15 protein-coding genes are annotated in these 16,178 nt (G+C 61.8%); 7 read left to right on the forward strand and 8 right to left on the reverse strand.

The window, feature by feature from the left end; all coding sequences use genetic code 11:
• Positions 1-3 precede the first annotated feature (3 nt).
• Entirely contained in the window at positions 4-1,128 is a 1,125-nt protein-coding gene (gmd, locus tag ACXAG8_RS07265) for a GDP-mannose 4,6-dehydratase (protein WP_475223153.1), read from the reverse strand.
• 160 nt (positions 1,129-1,288) lie between these two features.
• Between gmd and ACXAG8_RS07270 the strand changes: the two genes are divergently transcribed.
• A complete protein-coding gene (locus ACXAG8_RS07270; protein WP_475223154.1) occupies positions 1,289-2,593 on the forward strand; it encodes a UDP-glucose dehydrogenase family protein in 1,305 nt (434 codons plus the stop codon).
• Between the two features lie 22 nt (positions 2,594-2,615).
• Here ACXAG8_RS07270 and ACXAG8_RS07275 read toward each other — a convergent pair whose 3' ends face one another.
• Positions 2,616-3,695 carry a helix-turn-helix domain-containing protein gene (locus ACXAG8_RS07275; RefSeq protein ID WP_475223520.1) on the reverse strand — a complete coding sequence of 360 codons (1,080 nt, stop codon included), beginning with the start codon at positions 3,693-3,695 and terminating at the stop codon, positions 2,616-2,618.
• A gap of 30 nt (positions 3,696-3,725) precedes the next feature.
• Positions 3,726-4,406, reverse strand: a complete 681-nt coding sequence (locus ACXAG8_RS07280) for a GntR family transcriptional regulator (protein WP_475223521.1) — start codon at positions 4,404-4,406, stop codon at positions 3,726-3,728.
• Positions 4,407-4,547: 141 nt separating this feature from the next.
• On the opposite strand from ACXAG8_RS07280, the gene ACXAG8_RS07285 reads away from it, so the two are divergent.
• Positions 4,548-5,564 carry an Ldh family oxidoreductase gene (locus ACXAG8_RS07285; protein WP_475223155.1) on the forward strand — a complete coding sequence of 339 codons (1,017 nt, stop codon included), beginning with the start codon at positions 4,548-4,550 and terminating at the stop codon, positions 5,562-5,564.
• A gap of 19 nt (positions 5,565-5,583) precedes the next feature.
• On the opposite strand, the gene ACXAG8_RS07290 is transcribed toward ACXAG8_RS07285, so the two are convergent.
• The 5 genes from ACXAG8_RS07290 to ACXAG8_RS07310 all read right to left on the reverse strand — a co-directional run bounded on the left by ACXAG8_RS07290 (position 5,584) and on the right by ACXAG8_RS07310 (position 10,706).
• On the reverse strand, positions 5,584-6,822 hold the full coding sequence (locus ACXAG8_RS07290; RefSeq protein ID WP_475223522.1) for an NAD(P)/FAD-dependent oxidoreductase: 1,239 nt from the start codon (positions 6,820-6,822) through the stop codon (positions 5,584-5,586).
• A complete protein-coding gene (locus ACXAG8_RS07295) occupies positions 6,822-7,754 on the reverse strand; it encodes a 4-hydroxyproline epimerase (protein ID WP_475223156.1) in 933 nt (310 codons plus the stop codon). Before ACXAG8_RS07295 ends, ACXAG8_RS07290 begins: the two co-directional genes overlap by 1 nt.
• A complete protein-coding gene (locus ACXAG8_RS07300; RefSeq protein WP_475223157.1) occupies positions 7,745-8,704 on the reverse strand; it encodes a dihydrodipicolinate synthase family protein in 960 nt (319 codons plus the stop codon). Before ACXAG8_RS07300 ends, ACXAG8_RS07295 begins: the two co-directional genes overlap by 10 nt.
• A gap of 152 nt (positions 8,705-8,856) precedes the next feature.
• Positions 8,857-9,915, reverse strand: coding sequence for an ABC transporter ATP-binding protein (locus ACXAG8_RS07305; RefSeq protein ID WP_475223158.1), 1,059 nt, complete (start codon positions 9,913-9,915; stop codon positions 8,857-8,859).
• Positions 9,912-10,706, reverse strand: a complete 795-nt coding sequence (locus ACXAG8_RS07310) for an IclR family transcriptional regulator (protein WP_475223159.1) — start codon at positions 10,704-10,706, stop codon at positions 9,912-9,914. Before ACXAG8_RS07310 ends, ACXAG8_RS07305 begins: the two co-directional genes overlap by 4 nt.
• A gap of 140 nt (positions 10,707-10,846) precedes the next feature.
• Here ACXAG8_RS07310 and ACXAG8_RS07315 point away from each other — a divergent pair, with 140 nt between their 5' ends.
• The 5 genes from ACXAG8_RS07315 (at position 10,847) to ACXAG8_RS07335 (ending at position 16,176) form a co-directional block, all read left to right on the forward strand.
• On the forward strand, positions 10,847-12,106 hold the full coding sequence (locus ACXAG8_RS07315) for an ABC transporter substrate-binding protein (protein WP_475223160.1): 1,260 nt from the start codon (positions 10,847-10,849) through the stop codon (positions 12,104-12,106).
• A 98-nt stretch (positions 12,107-12,204) separates the two neighbouring features.
• Positions 12,205-13,128 (forward strand): carbohydrate ABC transporter permease, encoded by a 924-nt coding sequence (locus ACXAG8_RS07320; RefSeq protein WP_475223161.1) that lies wholly within the window; start codon positions 12,205-12,207, stop codon positions 13,126-13,128.
• A gap of 1 nt (position 13,129) precedes the next feature.
• Entirely contained in the window at positions 13,130-13,978 is an 849-nt protein-coding gene (locus ACXAG8_RS07325) for a carbohydrate ABC transporter permease (RefSeq protein ID WP_475223162.1), read from the forward strand.
• A gap of 22 nt (positions 13,979-14,000) precedes the next feature.
• Entirely contained in the window at positions 14,001-15,341 is a 1,341-nt protein-coding gene (melA, locus tag ACXAG8_RS07330) for an alpha-galactosidase (protein ID WP_475223163.1), read from the forward strand.
• A gap of 67 nt (positions 15,342-15,408) precedes the next feature.
• Positions 15,409-16,176 carry an SDR family NAD(P)-dependent oxidoreductase gene (locus ACXAG8_RS07335; RefSeq protein ID WP_475223523.1) on the forward strand — a complete coding sequence of 256 codons (768 nt, stop codon included), beginning with the start codon at positions 15,409-15,411 and terminating at the stop codon, positions 16,174-16,176.
• Positions 16,177-16,178 lie beyond the last annotated feature (2 nt).

Consider the following 16,178-nt stretch of genomic DNA (forward strand, 5'->3'; position numbering starts at 1 on the left):
TCCTCAGCCGTTTTCGAGACTGACGGGCAATTCAAAGCCATGCTCTTTGAGCAGCGCATGGCGTTTGGCGGTTTTAAGGTCTTCCAGAACCATTTCCGCGCACATTTCCTGCACGGTCAGTTCCGGCTCCCAGCCCAGCTTGGTCTTGGCGTTACTGGGGTCACCCAGCAAGGTTTCCACCTCGGCGGGGCGGAAATATTGCGGGTCGATCCGCATGATGACATCACCGGGCTTGAGCGCGGGCGCATTGTCGCCCTCTACCGCTGTCACGGTGGCGATTTCGTCCACGCCCTGGCCGGTGAATTCCAACGCGACCCCAAGTTCAGCAGCCGACCATTCGATGAACTGGCGGACCGAATATTGTTTTCCGGTGGCGATCACGAAATCTTCGGGATTGTCCTGCTGCAACATAAGCCATTGCATTCGCACGTAATCTTTCGCGTGACCCCAATCCCGAAGACTGTCGATATTACCCATGTACAGGCAGTCTTCCAACCCTTGCGCAATATTGGCCAGCCCGCGTGTGATCTTGCGGGTCACAAAGGTTTCGCCCCGGCGCGGGCTTTCGTGATTGAACAGGATACCGTTGCAGGCATACATCCCGTAGGCTTCGCGGTAATTCACGGTGATCCAGTAGGAATAGAGCTTGGCCACCGCATAGGGCGAGCGCGGATAGAACGGCGTGGTCTCGCGCTGTGGGGTTTCCTGAACCAGACCATACAATTCCGAGGTCGAGGCCTGGTAGAACCGTGTCTTTTTCTCAAGCCCCAGGAACCGGATCGCCTCAAGCAGGCGCAAGGTGCCGATCGCGTCCACATCCGCCGTGTATTCGGGCGACTCAAAGCTGACGGCAACATGCGACTGTGCACCCAGGTTGTAGACCTCGTCGGGCTGCACTTCCTGGATGATCCGGGTCAGGTTGGATGTGTCGCTGAGATCACCGTAATGCAGGCGCAGTTTCGGGTTGGGCTCGTGCGGGTCCTGATAGATGTGGTCGATCCGCTGCGTATTGAACGATGACGCGCGGCGTTTGATGCCATGAACCTCATAACCTTTTGCCAGCAGGAATTCCGCCAGGTACGATCCGTCCTGGCCTGTGATGCCGGTTATCAACGCTGTCTTGGTCATGAATGTGTTCCGTCAAATCCAAATTGCCCGTTTGTCGTCCCAAAAACAGCAAGAATCCATGGAATGCAACCCAAGGACACTCTGAGGCATTGAAACCGGCCGAAGTTTCTTCGAATGTATGCGCGCCACGGGCGGTAATTAGTAACAAGGATTTTGAAGTATGCGAATTGCAATGATCGGCACCGGATATGTGGGCCTGGTCTCGGGCGTTTGTTTTTCCGATTTCGGACATGACGTGGTCTGCGTCGACAAGGCTGCCAACAAGATCGAGATGCTGCAGGCCGGTGAGGTTCCGATTTACGAACCCGGCCTTGATGTTCTGATGGCCAAGAACGTGGCCGCGGGACGGTTGAGCTTTACCACTGACCTGGCCGGTGCTGTTGACGGGGCCGATGCGGTGTTCATCGCGGTGGGCACGCCGACGCGGCGCGGCGACGGGCATGCCGACCTGACCTATGTCATGGCCGCGGCCGAGGAAATCGCACGGGCCATCACCGGCTATACCGTGGTCGTGACCAAATCGACCGTTCCGGTCGGAACCAACCGCAAGGTGCACGCGGCCGTTGCCGGGGCCAACCCGCAGGCGGCGTTCGACGTTGCCTCGAACCCTGAATTCCTGCGCGAAGGTGCAGCGATTGACGATTTCATGCGCCCCGACCGGGTTGTCGTTGGCGTCGAAAGCGACCGCGCGGCCGAGGTGATGGCCGAAATCTATCGCCCGCTTTATTTGCGGGACTTCCCGATCCTGACCACGGATCTGGAAAGCGCCGAGATGATCAAATACGCCGCCAATGCATTTCTGGCCACTAAGATCACCTTCATCAACGAAATCGCGGGCCTGTGCGAACGGGTCGGCGGCGACGTCAAGGAAGTGGCCCGCGGCATCGGGCTGGACGGGCGCATCGGCAACAAGTTCCTGCATGCGGGCCCCGGCTATGGCGGATCGTGTTTCCCCAAGGACACCGCCGCCCTGGCCAGGATCGGGCAGGAACATGCCCATCCCATGCAGATCACCGAGACCGTCATCCGCGTGAATGATGCGGTCAAGACCCGGATGATCGAGAAAATCCGCGACGCCTGCGAGGACAGCTTCAACGGCAAGACCGTTGCGATCCTTGGGGTCACGTTCAAACCGAACACCGACGACATGCGCGACGCGCCATCCCTGACCATCGTTCCGGCGCTGGTGGGGGGCGGGGCAAAGGTCCGCGTCGTGGACCCGCAGGGCAAGTCCGAGGGCGAGGCGCTGTTGCCCGGCGTGGAATGGGCGCAAGACCCCTATTCTGCCGCCAAGGATGCCGATGTCGTCGTCCTGCTGACGGAATGGAACGAATTCCGGGCGCTGAACCTGGCCGATCTGGCCGAAGCGATGAAAGCCCCGCGGATGGTTGATTTGCGCAACGTCTATTCCGAAGGGGCCGTTCTGAAGGCGGGGTTCGAATCCTATGTGGGCGTCGGGCGCTGATCGCACCCGGCAGACCGCCGTGTCATAGCGCGGCGGTCCACACCCTGTAACGTCCCTGCCCCGTGACCTCGCGGATCAGGCCGCGCTGCGTGAAAAGATCAAGGTTTCTTTGAACAGCAGCGCGCGAGGCGCCTGTCAGGTCCTGCGCAAGCGGGGCCGACACCATTGGCCAGGCGGCCAGGACATCAATCAAAACCGGCGGCGTGCGCCCGCTTAGTCCGGCGGTTGCGGCGCGCGCCTGCCTGTCCCAGGCGCTGACCCGGTCAAGATGCAGCAAGGCCGACAGCGCCGCCTGCCCCGCGCCCTGCACCCAGGCCGCCAGCCTGTCGGACGGATCGCCCGTTCCGCGCAGCGCACCGGGCCCCGACAGGGCCAGCGGCATGAACAAGGCCCCGCCGCGACCCATGCTTGCGGCATGCCGCGCGGCGATGATGGCCGCTTCGGTATCCCGCCCGTCGCCCTGGGACACCGCCCGCCAGGCATGAAAGGCCATCGCAGCCTGTGTAACCGGATGGAGGGCCTCGCCATGGCCCATGACCTCGGCAAGATCGGCCACCGCTTCGGGGACATCTTCGATCCCTTGCGCCTGTCGGTCCAGAAACGCGGTCAGGCCCGTTGTCCACCCGCCAGCCGAGGGCGCGGCCCCCGTCGTCAACCTGCGCACGGCCCAGCCCGCCCGGAACAGGGCCTGCACATCATCGCTGGTGGCCCCGATACGCAGCCCGGTCCACAGGGCCAGACGATCGACACCGATCCGGTCACCGGTCCACCAGCCCAGATCGGACACGTCCATCAGCGCCAGCCTGTGCCGCCACCCTTCGGGACCTGCGCGCAATCGCTCGTCCAAGGCCCCGAACGTCACCGCCAGCTCAGCCAGTTCGCCCGACAGACCCGATTGCGCCGCGTGCCAGTCCCGCGGGTCGAACAGCACGCCGCGCTCGGCCCGCGGGCCGGGCGGAAGGTAGACATCGGCGGCGTCTTCATCCTCGGGCGGCAGGAACCACAGATCATCGTCTTCGGGCGGCTCGGCATCATAGATGCTTGGCGGTGTCGCCTCAAAGTCTTCGTGATCCGTATCCGGCGGTTCGCGCTTGGGTTTCATATCCGGCATTCTTCGGGCATTCGTGCCGGTTCACAAGCCCTTTCCCGCGCGGTTCGAGGAAACCAATTCCAGCAATTGTTCTTTCGTGCGACCGATATGACGTGCCAGCAAGTCACAGGCCTCATCCGCCAAGCCGGACCGCGCCAGGCGCAGCAATTCTTTGTGTTCTTCGCTGGCAGGCTGGCGCTGTTTCATCACGCTCAGGTGCATGCGCACATACCTGTCAGACAGAAGATTGACCCGATGCAGCAGATCATTAGTCAATCCGCGCCCCGCTGCCGCATAAAGCGCCATGTGAAAACGGTGGTTCAACGCCCCCCATTTGCCCACGTCGCCCGTTTCATACGAGCGTTCCATCTGGTGCAGGACCTTTTCGCACAGCGCGACATCCTCGGGTGTCATCACGGCGATGGACCGGCGGAACAGATCGACCTCGATCAGCGCGCGCAGGTCGAAAATCTCGGCGATTTCGGCCAGCGAATGTTCGGTGACCGTCGCGCCTCGGTGGTTGCTCAGCTGAACCAGACCTTCGGCGTCCAGCTTCCTGAGTGCCTCGCGCACCGGCATGCGCGACACATCGTATTCCTCGGCCAGGGCCTCTTGCCGGATCACCTCGCCCTCGGGCAGGTCGCCGCTTAGAATCCGTTCGCGCAGGTCGCTTGCGATGACGTCAGGAAGGCTCTGACGGGAAATTTTTCGGGGTGTTGCCAAGGTCGGGTCCGCCGTTTGTATCTTGGATACAAATATCCGCCACAGGGTGTATTTCCAACCCGTTTCGGCACGCACGGGGTTGCGTTTGGCGCGGGTTCCTCGCTAGGCATTGGCTGTGGCGGCACCCGACAGGAGCAAGGCATGAGCAAGACGGTCAGGTTGACACCAGACGAGATCAGGCAGTTGTGCCTGCAGGTCCTGGACCACTGCGGGTACGGCCAGGACCACGCCGCGGCAATTGCACAGATGCTGACCACCTGCCAGATGGATGATTGCCAGTCCCACGGCCTGTTTCGGTTGTTCATGTGCGCGCAGACCATGCAGGCGGGCCAGATTGACGGCCATGCCCGGCCGGTCCTGACCGCCTCTGACAATGCCGTTGTCCGGGTCGATGCGCAGGGCGGCATGTCCCTGCTGGCGGCCCGCATGGGTCTGCCGGTGCTGATCGAAAAGGCCCAAACCCACGGCATCGCTGCGCTGGCGATCAACCGCTGCTTCCACTTTTCGGCCCTGTGGCCCGAGGTCGAAAGCCTGGCCGCCGAAGGGCTGGCCGCAATGGCAATGGTGCCCAGCCACGCCTGGGTCGCCCCGGCCGGAGGCACCCGTGGCAGCCTTGGCACCAACCCGCTGGCCTTTAGCTGGCCCAGGAAGTCCGGCGACCCGTTCACCTTTGACTTTGCAACCAGCGCCTTCGCGCGCGGCGAAATCGAACTGTACCAACGCGCGGGCAAGCCCCTGCCCGACGGCGTGGCCATCGACCGGGACGGCAACCCGACGACGGACCCGCAGGCCGCCTTGGACGGAGCGATGCTGACCTTTGGCGGGTACAAGGGATCGGCGCTGTCGATCATGATCGAACTTATGGCCGGTCCGTTGATTGATGACCTGACCAGCCTTGAAAGCATGGAATTTGCCAAAGGCGCAGGCGGCGCGCCTTATCACGGTCAGATCATCCTTGCCTTTGATCCGCAGGCCCTTGGCGGTGGGCCGTCCGATGCCGGTGACGCGCGCGCCGAGCGGTTGTTTTCCGACATCCTGACCCAGGGCGCCCGCCTGCCATCGCAACGCCGCTATGTGGCCCGTGCGCGCAATGTTGAACGCGGCTATGCCGAGGTTTCGGCCCAATTGCACGCAGACCTGCTGGCGCTGCTCGGTTAGGCCACGCCACACAAAGGCGTCAGAAACGGCTTGCCGAAAAGGCCTCGGTCGGAATTGGCGGGGTTTCCCGGTCCATCAGGGCACCGACCAGTTCGGCTGTTCCCGCCGATTGGGTCAGCCCCACATGGCCGTGCCCAAAGGCATAAACGACATTCGACGTCTTGGGCGAGGCCCCGATCACCGGCATGCTGTCCGGCAGCGACGGCCGGAACCCCATCCACTGTGTCCCGCCGCCGGTGTCCAGACCGGGCAGGAACTGCGCGGCCTTGTCCAGCAACGTATCCGCCCGCTTGTAATTCGGGGGCAGATGCAGCCCGCCCAGCTCGACCGCGCCGCCGACACGAACGCCCCCGTTTATCCGGCTGATCACGAACCCATGGTTGGGAAGCGACAGGTGCAATTTCAGGTCGAACGCGCCTTGGGGAAGCGTGGTGTTGTAACCGCGCTCGGTCTCAAGCGGGATAGGGTCACCCAATGTCCGCGCCAGGTGGTGCGACCAGGCCCCGGCGCAGACGACGACCTTGGGCGCATGCGTGACCGTGCCCTGCATGTGGATGTCTACGCCGTCGCCGGATGGTTTCAGGCCCAGGATGTCCTGTTTTTCGATCTGGCCACCACGGTCGGTGAAGACCTGCGCCAAATGCCCCACCCACCGTTTCGGGTCTGTCGTGTTCAGCCAGTTGGGGGTGAAACCTGCATGGGTGAACCGGGGGCTGAGCCCGGGCTGAACCTCGGCAATCGCCTGCGGTGATTCGAGCAGGTCAAAGGCGATGCCATGGTCCTTGCGCACCTTCCAGGCCGGAAGGCTGGCGCGGTATTCGGCAGCGCCTTCGTAAAGCTGCAATTGCCCGTCCCGCTGCAACAACGCCTCGCCTTCGACCGAGGCCGCTTGCCGTTCAAGCGCGGCGCTCGTCAGCTGCATCAAGTCGGCTTGTGCAGTCAGGCTGCGCCGATACCTGTCGCTGCGGCTGGCCCGCCAGAACCGCAACATCCAGGGCGCGATCTTCAGCGCATAGGCCGGGGGAACCGACAGGGGCCCCAGCGGGTCCACCAACCATTTTGGCGCCTTGCGCATGATCCCGGGCGTCGCCAGCGGTTCGATCTCGGAAAAAGCAAAGGCCCCGGCATTTCCCGCCGAGGCCTGCGCCGCGACACCTTCGCGGTCCAGTATGCACACGTCATGCCCGCGGCGCTGCAACTCCAGCGCGACGCTGACACCGATCACTCCGGCGCCGATGACCACGATTTTGTCCTGCATCACAGCTCAATCCCCGTTCGGAAGGGATCATCGGGCCCAAATATCAATCGCGTATCCGCCATGACATGGGCCTGCCCGGTGATCGACGGGATCACCCCGCCGTTTCGCCCCGGACGATAGGACAAGCGATAGGAACTGCCAATAACACTATAGACGTCGATATCCGTATCCGGGTCCAGCCGCCCATCCGCCGCCAGACAGGCCAACCGTGCGGAGCTGCCTGTCCCACAGGGCGAGCGGTCATAGGTATCATCGGGGCACAGCACAAAGCTGCGGCCCTGTGCGCCGCTGATTGCGAGGGGGTCTTGTAAAATGATGTGATCCACCGGCGCTGCGCCGGTTTTGTCGCCCGCCTGCCCGATCACGGCCTTGCGCACTGCGATGGCCATTTCGGTCAGTGGCCGGATGTTTTCCGGCCTGACGGCAATCGGGCTGGGCTCGACGATAAAGAACCAGTTGCCGCCATAGGCGATGTCCCCGGTCACCTGTCCATAGCCCGGCACATCCACCGTCACCGCAGGCGCGATCCGCCGGCTTTCGATATTGGTAACCGTCACCGTGGTTGCGTCATGCAACCGAACCGTCACGACACCGGCCGGGGTTTCGATACGGTGCGCGCCGATGCCGATCCGCCCCAGATGCGCCAGGGTCACGGCCAAACCGATCGTGCCGTGACCGCACATCCCCAGCACCGCATCGGCGTCAAAATAGATCACCCCGGCCACGCAGCTTTGGTCTTGGGGTGTCACCAGCAGGGCCGCGACCATCGCCACCTGCCCGCGCGGCTCGCCCAGGACCGAGCGGCAGAAATCCTGGTGATCAGCCGCAAGGCGGGCGGCGCGATCCGCCAGCGACCCGCTGCCAAGGTTTGGAGCACCCTCCAGGATGACCCGCGTGGGCTCGCCCCCGGTGTGGCTGTCGATCACATGCATTCGGCAATCACCCCGCCTTGCTGTGACCAATCGGCGAACCAGTCCCGGAACAGGGCATATTGCTGTTCGCAATAGGTCCGCTGGGCCGCGGTCAGCGCGTCCGTTTCATTGAAATGCAACCGGTATTCCTGCTCTCCGTTCAGCACCAACAGGTGCTTGTAATACAGAACCAGATCCGGCCCCTCGTCAAAGCTGGAAAGGACATGGATTGCCTCGGTCAGTTCCTGCGCACGCAGGCGGGCCTCGGCATGGCCTTGCGCCGCTTTGCGCGACAGCGCAGCCAGCAACAGCGCCTGTTGCGGAAGCGCGGTTCCGATCCCCGTGATCGACCCCGTGGCACCGCAATTGACGATGCCGTGATAGACCTCGGTATCCACACCGACCATCAACGTGACCTGATCGTCCTGGCTGGTGATGTTCTCGGCGGCATAGCGCAGATCATCCTTGCCGCCGAATTCCTTGAACCCGATCAGGTTGGGATGCTCTGCCCGCAGCGCAAAGAACAGGTCAGCACGGGTCGAAAAGCCGTAATAGGGGCTGTTGTAAATAATCGCAGGCACATCGGGTGCCGCCGACAGGATCGCCTTGAAATGGTTGCGCTGCGCGATTGGCGACGCACCACGGGACAAAACGCGCGGGATCACCATCAGGCCAACGGCCCCGGCCCTTTGCGCATGTGCCGCATGGGCCACGGCAGAGGCAGTGTTGACCGCACCGGTTCCGACGACGACCGGTAGACCCGCGCCAATCAGCCGATCCACGCCTTCCATCCGCTGCGCATCGGTCAACAGCGGCCAATCGCCCATTGATCCGCAATAGACAACGGCCGACATGCCCGCATCCACCAATTCGCGCCCCTTGCGAACCAAGGCTTCGTAATCGGGTAGCCGATCTGCGGTGCATGGGGTCATGAGCGCGGGCATGGTGCCGGAAAAAACGCTTGTCTGCATCCTGTAAATCCTTCTGAAGCCACCGCTGTCCGGGGCGGTTGATGTCCCTGTGACAGGATTTATCGGATATTGGATACAAAATCCAGAACAAGTAACCACACCATAGCCCGCCGGGTCGCTGGCGGCTGGCACTTCCTTGCGGCGCCTCGGGCTTAGCGTAATCTTTGACCGGTTTCAGGGTCGAAAAGCAGCGCCCGTTCCGGAGCGAAGGCGACCCCGATCCTTTCACCCTGCCTGCTGCGCTGGTCGTCGCGCTCTTCGACGATCAGCTTCTCGCCACTTGGCGTCAGCAGATAGCTATAGGATACGCCCCCAAGCGCCTCGGTCAGATCTACCGTGCAGGTGTCTGCCGACCGGTCGACCTGAATATGCTCGGGCCGGATGCCCAGTGTCACCTTGGCCACTCCCGAGGGCACAGGGGCCGCTACCGTCATGGGCTGAGTGAACGCGGGATGCGACACCTTGCCATCGACGATGTCGCAGTCCAGAAAATTCATCGCAGGCGAGCCTATGAACCCGGCCACAAACCGGTTGTCCGGGTCGCGGTACAAGTCCATCGGGGCGCCGACCTGCTCGATCCGACCATCGCGCAGTACGACGATCTTGTCGGCCATGGTCATCGCCTCGACCTGATCGTGGGTCACATAGATCATCGTCGCGCCGATTTCCTGGTGCAGACGCGCGATTTCGACCCGCATTTCGACGCGCAGCTCTGCATCGAGGTTCGACAGGGGTTCGTCGAACAGGAAAACCTCGGGGCCCCTGACGATCGCCCGCCCGATGGCCACCCGCTGACGCTGACCGCCCGACAGGGCCTTGGGCTTGCGGCCCAGATAAGGGTCCAGTTTGAGGATGGCCGAAGCCTGCTGAACCTTGCTTTCGATCTCGGCCTTGGGCACGCCGTTCATCCGCAGGCCAAAACCCATGTTTTCCGCCACCGTCATATGCGGATACAGCGCGTAGGTCTGGAAAACCATCGCGACGCCACGCTTGGCCGGGTCCAGATGCGTCACCTCGCGCGGACCAATGTGGATTTCACCTTCCGAGGTTTCCTCGAGCCCGGCAATCATGCGCAGCAAGGTCGACTTGCCACAGCCCGAAGGGCCCACGAACACGCAGAATTCACCGTCTTCGATCTGAAGGTCGATCCCGTGTATGACTTGGGTCTGCGCATAGCGCTTGATCGCGCCGTCTAGGGTTACGCCTGTCATTGTGCCGTTGTCCTGTCCTTTTGGCCTTCGGGAAACCGCCATGCCTGGGCTTCGCCGCCGATGCGCTCTGCCGCGCGCTGAACCAGAGGCACCCATGCCTCCAACTGGTCAAAATCCATGCGACCCGTCGATCCGGTGACCGAGATTGCACCCAAAAGCCGCCCGCCTGCTGTCAGGATCGGGCAGGCAATGCAGATGATGCCCGGTTCATGTTCCTCGTTATCGACCGCATAGCCGCGCGCGCGGATGCGACCCAAATCCGCCATCAGCGCGTCCTGGCTGGCCAGCGTCCGGTCGGTAAAGCGGTGAAAGCTTTGCTGGGAAATCGCCTTTTGCAGGCTGGTTTCGTCCAGATGGGCCAGCATCGCCTTGCCCACCCCAGTGCAATAGGCCGGGCCGACCTTTCCGGCCTCGGAAAACATCTCGACAGGTTTGCGGGCGTTCCGTTTGTCTACGTAAAGGACCTGGCTGGCGTCCAGCTGTGCCAGGTGAACGGTTTCACCGGTTTCCATGCTGAGCATATCCAGAATCGGCCGCGCAACCGGCGCAAGCGAGCTTTGCGTCCAGGCAGAATGGGCCAGGCGCACCAATCGCAAGCCGGGCGCATAGGTCTGACGATCGGGGTCATAGCATAGCATCCCCTGGTTGGTCAGGGATTGCAGAAACCGGTACAGCGACGCCTTGGGAAAGCTGCTGCCATCCAGCAGCTCGCCAAAGCGCACGGGCCGACCGAACGCCGCGACCTGTTCAAGCACGTCGCATGCCTTGCCTATTGTTCCGTCACCAGCCACGGATGCGCGATCTCCTCCACTTACCCTGCGCCATTGGCACGAGGGTCTTGACAAGACTAACCGAGTCGATGTGTAGTTTTCAATATATAAAACTCAGTTTCATTATTTGGAACCTGAGATGGAAGCTAAGGGAGGAAACCATGCATTCCATGTTCAAGCGCACGGCGGCGGCGTTGGCTGCCAGTGTGGCACTTGCCGTTCCGGCCTCGGCCGAACTGACGGGCGAGCTGCGCATCTTTCTGGACACATCGAACCCCGCGCCCCGCGCGACGATGGAGGCGATGATCGAACGGTTCCAGGCCCAGCACCCGGACCTGGCCATAGAAACCACCGTGATCGACCGCGAGGCCTATAAGACCCAGATCCGCAACTTTCTGACGGCAGATACGCCCGATGTGGCCACCTGGTATGCCGCCAATCGCATGAAACCCTATGTCGAAGCGGGACTGTTCGAGGACGTATCGGACCTGTGGGCCGAACCCGAGATCGCCGAAAACCTGGCCTCGACCAAGGGCGCAATGACCATCGACGGCAAACAATGGGGCGTTCCCTATACCTACTACCAGTGGGGCGTTTACTATCGCAAAGACATCTTTGACGAGCTGGGCCTGACCGAACCGACCACCTGGGAAGAAGAGCTGGCGAACTGCCAGAAGATCGTCGATTCAGGCCGCGCCTGCTATACTATCGGGACCAAGTTCCTGTGGACCGCCGGTGGCTGGTTCGACTACCTGAACATGCGCACCAACGGGTTCGAGTTTCACAATCAACTCGCCAATGGCGAAATCAGCTGGGAAGACGACCGGGTCAAGCAGACCTTCGCCAACTGGAAACAGCTGATCGACATGGGCGCTTTCATCGACAACCACCAGACCTATAGCTGGCAAGAGGCGCTGCCCTTCATGGTAAAAGGCGACGCCGCGGCTTACCTGATGGGCAATTTCGCCGTTGCACCGCTGCGCGATGCCGGGCTGACCGACGACCAGCTGGATTTCTATCAGTTCGTGGCGATCAACCCCGATGTCGCATTGGCCGAAGACGCCCCGACCGACACGTTCCACATCCCGGCCAATGCCGCAAACAAGGAAGCGGCGCGCGAATTCCTGCGCTTTGTGGTCTCGGCGGATGAACAGACCGAGATCAACAATGGCGCAAATCTCGGCCAGTTGCCGGTCAACGCAAAATCGGCGGTAGATGACGACAAGTTCCTGCAACAGGGCTTTGCCATGTTGTCATCCAACAGCCCCGGAGGCGTCGCCCAGTTCTGGGACCGCGACGCCCCGGCAGAAATGGCCAAGGCATCGATGGAGGGGTTCCAGGAATTCATGGTCAAACCCGACAATCTGGACCGCATCCTGGCCAAGCTGGAACGCGCCCGCGAGCGCATCTACGACAACTGATCCGGTCAGGCCGGGCCCCTGCCCGGCCTGCACCTCAACCTGCGCAAGGCGGGTGCCAACCCGTCTTGCTCCTTTGACCCGAACCCCGAGTTTTACGCATGTCAGCCGTCGACACCCCCGATCACGAGAGCTGGTTCCACCGCAACCAACAGCGCATCGCCCCGTGGCTGTTTCTTGCGCCCGGCCTGCTGTTTTTCATGGTCTATGTGATCATCCCGGTGTTTCAGTCCTTCAACCTGTCGCTTTATGAATGGGACGGGCTGGGTACGGCCGAATATGTCGGCATGCGTAATTACGAAGACCTGTATTGGGAATGGGTCGACCGGGATGCCTTCTTTACCTCGCTCAAGAACAACCTGATCTGGCTGGTGCTCTATCTCGCCGCAATCCCCGCGGGCCTGTTCATCGCCCTGTTCCTGAACCAGACCGTCTGGGGCATTCGCCTTTATAAATCCCTGTTCTTCTTTCCCTTCGTCATCTCTCAGGTGGTGGTCGGCCTGGTCTTCACCTGGTTCTACGACCCCACATTCGGTCTGTTGAACGAGTTTCTGGGCCTGTTCGGGCTGGGCCCGCTGAACGTTTTGGGCGATGAACGCTTTGTGACCTATGGCATCATCTTTGCCGGCCTCTGGCCACAAACCGCCTATTGCATGATCCTGTACCTGACCGGCCTGAACGCCGTTGATCCCGAACAGATCGAGGCCGGACGGCTGGACGGTGCCAAGGGGGCGCGGATGCTGTGGCACATCATCCTGCCGCAACTGCGCCCGGCCACCTTTATCGCCTTTGTCGTCACCATCATCGGCGCGCTGCGGTCCTTTGACCTGATCTCGATCATGACGCAGGGCGGCCCGTTCGGATCGTCCCGCGTGCTGGCCTATTACATGTTCGAGGTTGCACTGTCCGAATACGGTTTCCGCATGGGATACGGCGCGGCCATTGCCGTGATCCTGTTCCTGATCATGCTGTGTTTCATCGCCTACTTCCTGTGGTCGATGTACCGCGAAGAACGGGGGCACTAAGATGTTTCCCAAACCCATCGAAAAACAACCGCGCGCGGCACAGATCACCTATCAGGCGATGCTGCCCATTGCCCTGCTGCTGTGGCTTGGCCCACTGCTGGCGGTTGCGCTGTTTTCGGTCAAACCCGAGGCCGATTTCACCAATGCGAACTATTGGGGGATGCCGTCCAGCTTTGAGGGTGCGTTCAACTATGGCCAGGTCTTCTTCAACTCGGACATGCCGCGATACCTGTTGAACTCATTCCTGATCACGGTCCCAACGGTGATCGGCGCAGTAGCGCTCAGCTGCATGACAGGCTTTGCCCTGGGCATCTACAAATTCAAATCGAACTTGTGGATCTTTTTCATGTTCGTCGCGGGCAATTTCGTGCCGTTCCAGATCCTGATGGTGCCCGTGCGCGACCTGACCCTGCACCTGGGCCTTTACAACACCAAGACCGGGCTGGTCCTGTTCCACATCGCCTTCCAGACCGGGTTTTGCACGCTGTTCATGCGCAACTTCATCCGTGCCCTGCCCTTTGAACTGATCGAGGCCGCCCGGGTCGAGGGCATCAGCGAATGGCGCATCTTCTGGTACGTGGTCCTGCCCCTGATGAAACCCGCAATCGCGGCGCTCAGCGTGCTGATCTTCACCTTCATCTGGAACGATTACTTCTGGGCCGTGGTCCTGACCCAGGGTGCCGAAAGCCAGCCCGTCACGGCAGGCATCACCAGCTTCAACGCCCAGTTCCGCGCCGCCTATCAATTGATGAGCGCCGGGTCCATCGTCGCCGCCCTGCCGCCGGTGGCCATGTTCTTCCTGATGCAGAAACACTTTATCGCGGGCCTGACGCTCGGAGCAGTCAAGTGACACCAAACCAGAGAACCACGACATGACCAAGATCACCTTCATCGGGGCGGGCTCCACGATCTTCATGCAGAACATCGTGGGGGATGCCTTGCTGACCCCCTCGCTGGCCAACAGCCATTTCGCCCTGATGGATATCGACCCCCAGCGGCTGGCCGAAAGCGAAACGGTTGCCCGCTCCATGATCCGCACCGTCGGAACCGGAGCATCAGTAACCACCCATACCGACCGCCGCGCAGCGTTGGACGGCGCGGATTTCGTGGTTACCGCCTTTCAGATCGGCGGGTACAAGCCCTGCACGGTCACCGATTTCGACATCCCCAAACAATACGGCCTGCGCCAGACCATCGCCGATACGCTTGGCGTGGGCGGTATCATGCGCGGCCTGCGCACGGTGCCGGTGCTGTGGGACGTGGCGCAGGACATGATGCAGCTCTGTCCGAACGCGACCCTGCTGCAATATGTCAACCCGATGGCCATAAACACCTGGTCCCTGGCCGAGCAATTTCCCGCCCTCAAGCAGGTTGGCCTGTGCCACTCGGTCCAGAATACGGTCCAGGAACTGGCCCATGATCTGGACCTGCCCAAAGGTGACATCCGATACAAGGTCGCGGGCGTGAACCACGTCGCCTTCTTTTTGCGACTGGAACACCAGGGCCGTGACCTCTACCCCGCGCTCCGGCAGGGCTATGCCAGCGGACAGCTTCCGAAACCGCCCCTGCTGATGCCGCGCTGCGCAAACAAAGTCCGGTACGAGGTGATGGATCACCTGGGCTATTTCTGCACCGAAAGCTCGGAACATCTGGCCGAATATGTCCCCTGGTTCATCAAAAACGGGCGCGACGACCTGATCGAACACTTCAGCATTCCGCTCGATGAATACCCCACCCGCTGCGAAGAACAGGTCGCTGGTTGGAAAGAACAGGCCAAAACCCTGACAGATGGCCGCAAGATCGACGTCACCCGCAGCCACGAATTTGCCGCCGACCTGATGAACGCCATCGTCACTGACACGCCCTATGTGGCCTATGGGAACCTGCCCAATACCGGGCAGATCCCGCAACTGCCCCTGGGTGCCGCGGTCGAAACGCCCTGCCTGGTTGATGCCAATGGCATCCAGCCTTCGGTCATCACCGACATTCCGCCGCAACTGGTCGCGCTGATGCGCAGCCAGATCAACGTGCAGGAACTGACCGTGCGCGCCCTGACCCAGCAGACCCCCGAACACATCTACCACGCCGCCATGATGGACCCCCACACCGCGGCCGAACTGGATTTGCGCCAGATCCAAAGCCTCGTCACCGACCTGCTGAATGCCCATTCCGACTGGCTGCCGGACTGGTGCCGCCCACCCCGCGCCGCCTGATCTTCATCTTTTCAAAAATACTCAAAAACGACCCCCAAAACCGCCCAAGACCGAGAAAGGCCCGATGATGGACCCGATTGCCAGATTTCCCGACCTCGACGGCGCCTCCGTCTATATCACCGGCGGAGGCTCGGGCGTCGGGGCCGCGCTGACCGACGGTTTCTTGGCGCAGGGCGCGCAGGTCGCCTTTATCGGGCGCTCGGACGCAAGCGGATTTGTCGAAGATATGCGCGAAAAACACGGGCGCGCGCCCCTGTTCCTGCAGGGCGACATGACCGATACCGATGTTTTGCACGCAACGATGACCAAGGCCGCCCAGACCCACGGCCCGCTGACCGTCCTGATCAACAATGCCGCCAACGACCAGCGCCACTCTCTGCAAGACACCACAACCGCATTCTGGGACCAGATGATCGAGGTCAACCTCAAGGCCTATTTCTTTGCCTGCCAGGAAGCCGCAAGGCAGATGGGCGGCACCGGCGGCGCGATCGTCAATTTCAGCTCGGTCAGCTACATGATGGGCAATGCGGGATACCCGGTCTATACAACCGCCAATGCGGGAATCACGGGCATGACCCGGTCGCTGGCCCGCGAACTGGGACCAAACAACATCCGGGTCAACGCGCTGGCGCCCGGCTGGGTCCTGACGCAAAAACAAATGGATAAATGGGCCACGCCCGAAGACCTGGCCGCGCATCTGGACCGGCAATGCCTCAAGGAACACCTGGCCCCTGCCGATATGGTCGAACCGACCCTGTTCCTGGCATCGCGCGCCAGCCGGGCAATGACGGGCCAGTGCATGGTGGTCGATGGCGGCGTCGTGGTGACGGGGTGACA

This window comes from Ruegeria sp. ABD4_443 (genome assembly GCF_056160865.1).